The organism is Drouetiella sp. (assembly GCF_059504425.1).
On sequence record NZ_JCACIN010000088.1, the window covers coordinates 163,208 to 169,898 of the forward strand.

The 6,691-nt window shown below is 55.1% G+C and carries 5 protein-coding genes; 1 reads left to right on the top strand and 4 read right to left on the bottom strand.

The features are described from left to right. Positions 1–8: 8 nt before the first annotated feature. The 4 genes from AC5JMP_RS20590 to AC5JMP_RS20605 form a co-directional block, all read right to left on the bottom strand. Complete coding sequence (locus AC5JMP_RS20590) at positions 9–1,520, bottom strand: alpha/beta hydrolase (protein ID WP_495853356.1); 1,512 nt, start codon at positions 1,518–1,520, stop codon at positions 9–11. A gap of 103 nt (positions 1,521–1,623) precedes the next feature. After that, complete coding sequence (locus tag AC5JMP_RS20595; RefSeq protein ID WP_495853357.1) at positions 1,624–3,402, bottom strand: mechanosensitive ion channel family protein; 1,779 nt, start codon at positions 3,400–3,402, stop codon at positions 1,624–1,626. A 240-nt stretch (positions 3,403–3,642) separates the two neighbouring features. After that, positions 3,643–4,272 (bottom strand): hypothetical protein, encoded by a 630-nt coding sequence (locus AC5JMP_RS20600; protein WP_495853358.1) that lies wholly within the window; start codon positions 4,270–4,272, stop codon positions 3,643–3,645. 125 nt (positions 4,273–4,397) lie between these two features. Beyond that, on the bottom strand, positions 4,398–4,757 hold the full coding sequence (locus AC5JMP_RS20605; RefSeq protein WP_495853359.1) for an SH3 domain-containing protein: 360 nt from the start codon (positions 4,755–4,757) through the stop codon (positions 4,398–4,400). A 1,101-nt stretch (positions 4,758–5,858) separates the two neighbouring features. Between AC5JMP_RS20605 and AC5JMP_RS20610 the strand changes: the two genes are divergently transcribed. Then, entirely contained in the window at positions 5,859–6,563 is a 705-nt protein-coding gene (locus AC5JMP_RS20610) for a 5'-methylthioadenosine/S-adenosylhomocysteine nucleosidase family protein (protein ID WP_495853360.1), read from the top strand. Positions 6,564–6,691 lie beyond the last annotated feature (128 nt).

The following is a 6,691-nucleotide window of genomic DNA, read 5'->3' on the forward strand; positions in this document are numbered from 1 at the left end:
AGACGGGTCTACTCGTAGACAAAGATGGGTTTCACCTCGGTCAGACAACGGCTATCGGGGGTCTGCTGGGGATCGGTGAGAAAATCGGTGGCGATCGCCGCCACACATTGCCCTGCTGGCGTATCGGCAGGGGCAAAGAACGACCCATGCCCAACCCCCGGAAAGGTGTACACATAGGCCGTTTCAAAATTTCTGGCCACCTTCTCACCATAGGTTTGGGGGGTGACGGGGTCGTAGCTGCCGTTCAGCACCAGCACGGGGATATTGGTGTTGTCGTAGGCAAAGGGTGCCTCTGGCTCGACCTGAAGAATCTCGCAGAAGCGATCGACGCTGGCGCTCTCGCTCAGCCCTATTGGAATGAGCTGCTCATAGGGGGCAGGGAACAGCGTTGCAGCCTCCGTCTGCACTGAGTTCGACCGAGCGCAGAGTACGGTGTGATACATGCCCTTTGCACCTGATGCTTCCAGGCTGCCAACCAGATCTTCCATCAGCCAGCTAAAGTCGCCTGCTGCGGCTTGATAGATATTTTTGGGCAGCGTGGGGGCGTTGCCGCTCCTGGCAATGTATGGCTCAAAGGTCAACAAAAATTCGTCGCGATCAATCGTGGTTTCCACCTCGGCGGTGGGAGCGGTCAGCGTCAAGGGAACGGGGTTCTGGTGCAGGCGATCGAGCAACGCCAGGAAGGTGCTTTCTAGGTTGGGATAGGCTGCATTGCACTGGGCATCGGCGGCGCAGGCGGCAAACAGGTTACGCAGTGCCCCGCTCAAGGTGTAAGTACTGGCTAGGTTAAAGTCAACATCGGTGGTCACCACCCCATCTAGAATCACACTGCGTAGTTGCGCCTGGTGCGATTCGGCTTGTTCGATTACGTACTGTCCCAGCAGCGTCCCGTAGGAAACCCCGTAGTAATTAAACTGGTCGTAGCCCAGGGCTTCGGCCACCGCATAGATATCGGCGGCATTTTCGATGGTGTTGAAGGCGTTGGGGTTAATGCCTTCCGTCAGGCTGCGTTCGCGACAGGCCACCATCCATTGGGTATCGGTCGGGGCGATTTCGTCACGGGCTACAGCCAGGTTGTGGTCGGTTTGCTCAGGGCAGGCAAAGAAGGGGCGCGACAGCTCAGTCCCCCGCTCTTCGACAAACACCAAGTCCCGCCCTTGCAAAATCCTGGGCAAAATCGGCAGCAGGGGCAACCCCTTGGTGGCAAAGATGCCAATGGTGGTATCGCCGGGGCCGCCCTGCTCGATAAACAAGGGGTCTGGGCTGGGGGCGTCACCAATGCTACGGGTTCTGACCACCGCCACCTGAATAGTCGGCCCATCGGGCTGGCTGTGGCGTTCGGGTACCGTCACGTAGCCGCAGTCCGACAGGGCTGATACGAGGGGCATCAGTCCAAAGGTGCCGCAGTCGGCGGGTTCCCAGGCGGGGCTGGTGGGGGCACTGCCCAGAGCTGGCGTGGCGGTGGCGACAGCAACGCTCAGGGCAGTAAGTCCGATAAACCGAGTCAAGGGGTGAGTCATAGTGGAGTTTTAGGGAGGGGTAGAAAAAAGTGAGAGCAGGAGAACATCTGACGGTGGCGCAGGTTTATGGCTTGGACTGGGGCTTGAACTGGGGCTAGCGCCATTAGCAGGGTTTGTTCGCGGAGTTAATTCCTTCAGGTGCGGGGCGATCGCCCAACTTCCCCGACGAACCCAGCGAGTAGGTTTGGGGAATGCCGATCTCGATGTCTTGCTCTGCCAAGGCTCGCCGCACCCGCAGCCGAAATTCCCGACCCACCGCCCACTGTTCTGCTGGCTTGGTCTGAATCGAGGTAGTAAGGGTCAGTCCACTGTGGGAGACATTGTCGATGCCCAGCACCGTCGGCTCGGCCAATATTTTGTCGCGCCAGTTGGGATCGGTGTAGAGGGTTTGGGCGACCTCTCGAAGCACCGCCAGCGCCTGGTCAGGGTCGGTGTGGTAGGCAACATCGATCGCCCATTCCACTCGCGACCAGTTGCGGGTCAGGTTTTTGACCTGGGTGATGCTGCTATTGGGCACCGTCACCAGTTCGCCGTTGCCGCTCCGTAGCTGTGTGACCCGCATGGTGAGGTTTTCCACCAGCCCCTTGGCCGCTCCCAGGTCAATGACATCGCCGATCGCATACTGATCTTCGGCCAAAATAAAGAAGCCATTCACCAGGTCTTTGATCAGGTTTTGGGAGCCAAAGGTAATGGCCAGACCTGCCAAACTGCCGATCGCCACCACAGAAGCCGTGGGTAGCCCCAAGGCTCCCAACGCCGAGAGCAAGCTAGAGAGGGCGATCGCGATCGTCACCAGTCCCTTGGCTGCCCCGGCGATCGTCGAGCTACGGAGCTGGCGGCGCTGGGCATCGCCAAAATCGAAAAAATCCACGCGATCGAAGGGTTTCCACCGATTGAGAACAATGTCGATCAGGCGGCGGCTGACGCGAATAGCCAGCCCAGCAAAAAACCAGATCAGCAGCAGCCGCAGCGGCACATTCAAATAACTAAACTGATTGCGAATCAGGTAGGCCGAAACGACTGCGACCCAGCCAAAGCCGATGTACCAGGCCGAAATCATCAGCCAAAACAAAAGCCACTGGAGAAAATCCAGCGCCGAAAGCTGGCGATCGAGGGTAAAAACCTGCGGAAGCCGCTGCAAAAAGGCAGTACGTGCCTGGGCTACGGGTGCATTTGGCAGATCGGCGGGTGCCGCTGCCTCAGAGACCGCCGCCCGCAGCGCTTTCTTCTGCCGCCGCAGTTGCTTTTGCCGTCTCCACAACCCATACTTGAGCGCCACCAGCCCAACGGTCAGCAGCAGCAGCCCCAGCAAAATGTGATTCACCCGGCGCTGGTCATCGGGCAGTTTTGCTAAGCCATTGCGGAGTTCGCCTTCTAGAATGTTGCGCCACTGAGCGGCTAGCTGGTCAATGGGCTGGCCGTTAAAGTCGGCATCAAACGCCGTCACCGACAGCAGCACCAAGGGGCGGGGAAACTGGTTATCCCGGACATCCACCACGGTGACATTGTTGAGCTGCGACACCTCAAACACCAAGGTTTCAGCATTCATGGGTCGTTTTAGCAGCAGCAGCAGCTTGGCCTGAATCTCTTCGGCTCGCTGTTCGACGGTCTGGCGATCGCCCACCGCATCCGGCGATCGGTCATACACCGTGGGCGAGGCGATAGTAAACAGCGTGGTGGCGCTGAGGGGCGATTCGACGGCGATCGCCTCCAGATTGCCGTAGCGCACGACCCCTTGGGGTGGCCCCACTGACCCTTTGACACCAAAACCATCAGGCAGCGAAAACTGAGCCTGACTGGGTTGGCTCACCGCCAAACTGCAGCCCAAGGCGATAGCAAAGGCTAGTGCTATGGTGAGGCATCGTCTGAACTGAGTAGGCATCAGATTTAAAGGCGTTTTGATCGCGGTCAAGTCGTTTGAAGAGAGCGCTGAAAAGCATCTCCCTCCTAAAATTCCTTTGCCATTGAGAGCTGAGTCAGGCAAATCCCCTTTGCGGAGAGCGAGGCAGGCTTCAGAGTTGCCCCGACCCGACCCGCTCTCGGTATCCCTTCTCAGATGGGAAGATCTCAGAGAGGAAGATCTTAGAGAGGAAGGAATTTTTTACATTCAGAGGGGCGATCGCTACAGCGCACCTTCATTGGTGGCGCTGTAGACATAGTTGTAGAACTCTGTGCCCGTGACCACATTGATAATCACAATGCGACTAGCGCCCCGGTCATACATCACCCGCACACGGCCATCTTCGCCCACAAAGGTATTGCCTGAGGTGCGGTAGAGCATGCCATCGAAGGCGAACTCACCCTCGGTAATGTAGGCAGCGATCTGGTTGTTGGCAATTTGCGACAGGTTGGTGCGGGGCGTTGCTGAGGGGGCACTGGAACTCCGCGCCGGGGTTCCCGCTCTGCCTGCTTCGGTGAAGGTGTAGTTATAGAACTCGGTGCCCGTGACGGAATTGACCACCAGCACGTTGCCCGTGTCGCGGTTGTAGGTGATCTGCACGCCGCTGGTAGTCAGGAGATAGAAGTTGCCATAGCTGCGCTGCATGATGCCGTAGACGCGAAATTCGCCATCGGTGATGTCTACGGCAATTTGGTTGGGGTCGCGCTGGGGAGTCATGTAGGTGCGCTGGGGCGTTTTAGACTGCGCCAGCAGTAGCGGAGCCGTTGGGGCAGGGGCAGCAGCAACGGGCAGGCCAATCCCCGTTGCGCCCAAAAGCAAAGCTGTCGCCAGAAAAATAGCTTGAGGTTTCATGGTCAATCTCACAAAGGAATGAATGTCGGAATAAGGGGTGAAGGTGGCAAGCCGCTGCATCATGAGTAAGCTGCATCATGAGTAAGCGGTGCCCACCCTACGAACCATCGAAGCTGCTCGATCGACTACAGCGCACCGTCAGTGGGGAAGATGATGAAGTCGCTACGCACCCAACCGATCGCCCCAGATCCTAAAAACTGCACCTTGCACCAGTTCAGGTCGCTGCCAGCGGTGTCGCGGTCTTGTACACACTCCAGAATGTTGACCTGGTCGCCCGCCAGCCCGTAGCCCACGGCGCGAGAGCGGCTAGTCGCTTCATTACGCAGGTTGATCTGAGAACCGCGATCGTGGGCAACCAGCGTGGCAACGCGACTACCGCCCTGACCTTGGCTCACTGGCCCCGTGCCATAGGAGGTGCTGCTGTCCCAGTAAACGTAGAGGCGAGAGCCATCCACAAATTCAAAAATGGTGCCCGCGTCGCCCAATCCGCTCTGGCGGTAGACTGCCTGACCGTGCTGATCCCTAAAGTTGCCTGAAGCAGCGTTGGCTGCCGGGTCAAACTCGTAGCGCGTGCCGTTGGTTTGTAACTGAATGCCGATATGCCCCTGCCGCTGAGAGAAGGTACAGTTGCTCGACAGGTAGGCGTAGTCGTCGCGGGGGCCTTAGAGGTCGCAGTGGGCAGGCACCGTGTCGGCCTTAGCCACAGTCCCAAAACCCAGGGCAGCAAACGAGGTGACAGCAGACAGTAAAACCGTTTGAATTTTCATATTCCCAATAGATTTCCAGTAAATACAGGCGTAACTTAAACGAGGTAGATGGCTCTGTAGGGTGGACACCACCCACCAAAACTCCGATCTGTTGCCGTCCCCCAACCCATGGGTCGGTGGGTTTGCGTACTGTTAGTAGTGTGTACTGTTAGTAGTGTGTACTGTTAGTAGTGTGTACTGTTAGTAGACAGGCAAAACAGTAGGCTACCAATCCCCCAACATGCTCAGAGTGTCTTTCACTGCAAAGCGGTAGGGCACAGGCGATCGTTTTTGAACTCCAGCGGCAGGGGCTGCCAGATTACTCAGGGTTTGTTGCACTCAGCAGCGCAGAAAATTCTTAAAAAATGCCGAAGAAAACATCACATAAGATTATGAATCTCCTATTTTCTGACCAAAGCCACATTAAAAAACAGATGTTCACAAGAAGAACTCAACAATGGTTTAGAAGGCTCTGAGGTCAATCTGGTGAGCAGCATATCAGCCTTTTAGAGGAGCTACAATGCTTTTCCAGAATGGCTTAATATTTGCTCTGTTAGCGAGTCATCTGACTACAGCCAAAGCTTGAAATCAGTCGGCTTTGAAGACTAAAAAGCCTGAATAATAATTGCACCAGTTTTGTCAATCTCAGTGAAATCTAAATAAATTGACACTTTGACGGGTCTAGCCAAGATCGGGAAACAGTCAATTCAGACAGTCGAAGCAGAACTGACGTCGTCTTGATACAATTCCAAACAATGTACGAACAAATTTTTCGAGTTAATAACTTTTCAAGTTAATAGCTTTTCAAGTTAATAGTTTTTCGAGTTAATAACAGCCTCAATGCGTGATTTCGATGCGGCACTTTTGCCCACTATGCCTAACCCGCTGATTGATGCAATTATCGTGCCTCAAGGCGCGGAGCATAAAGCCGTTTGCCAAGGATTGAATGGCGACAAGCCGCCTGTTTTCCCGGTGTCAGTAGGTTGGCAGCCTTTGAGACGATCGCTAGAACAACTCAAACGAAACCAGTTCGATGTTCCTCAGCCGCGGGTTTTGCTCATGGGACTTTGTGGCAGTTTATCCCCTCACTATCAAGTTGGAGATATTGTTCTTTACCAAAGCTGTCTTCAGGAAAAATCGGATGCGCTACATCTCTGTGATGAGCAGCTAACCCGCAGTCTGGAACAAATTCTGGCAATCAATCAAGTCACCGCTTTAACAACCGATCGCGTCATCTGTACAGCCGCCGAAAAACACAGCCTAAGACAAGAGTTTCATGCAGATGTCGTTGATATGGAAGGGGCGATCGTGATTGAGTCTCTTCGCCAAGCAGGTATTTCTGTGGCAATGCTGCGGGTCGTGAGTGACAGCCATCATCACGATATTCCTGACTTAAATTCTGCTCTTCGAGCGGATGGTTCGCTTGACTCCTGGGCGCTAGCAGCACAGTTTCTCAAAAAGCCGATCGCTGCCACTCGGCTAATTCAAGGTGCGATGCGAGGGTTAAGCCATTTGCAATCTGTGACAACGACTCTGTTTCCTTAAATAACCAGACGCTAATGATTTTGGAGATAAGTTTTTATCTAGAGGGGATATAGAGCGTCCCTCCTAGACAGAGCAGCAATTCCAAATTCAAAAACGCTAGGAGGAGTTAGCCGTTTGGGTGGGTGGAG

Excerpts from the sequence above, each read along its gene's own strand:
- AC5JMP_RS20600 (WP_495853358.1), bottom strand. The coding sequence starts at position 4,272 with ATGAAACCTCAAGCTATTTTTCTGGCGACAGCTTTGCTTTTGGGCGCA.
- AC5JMP_RS20595 (WP_495853357.1), bottom strand. The coding sequence starts at position 3,402 with ATGCCTACTCAGTTCAGACGATGCCTCACCATAGCACTAGCCTTTGCT.
- AC5JMP_RS20590 (WP_495853356.1), bottom strand. The coding sequence starts at position 1,520 with ATGACTCACCCCTTGACTCGGTTTATCGGACTTACTGCCCTGAGCGTT.
- AC5JMP_RS20610 (WP_495853360.1), top strand. The coding sequence starts at position 5,859 with ATGCGTGATTTCGATGCGGCACTTTTGCCCACTATGCCTAACCCGCTG.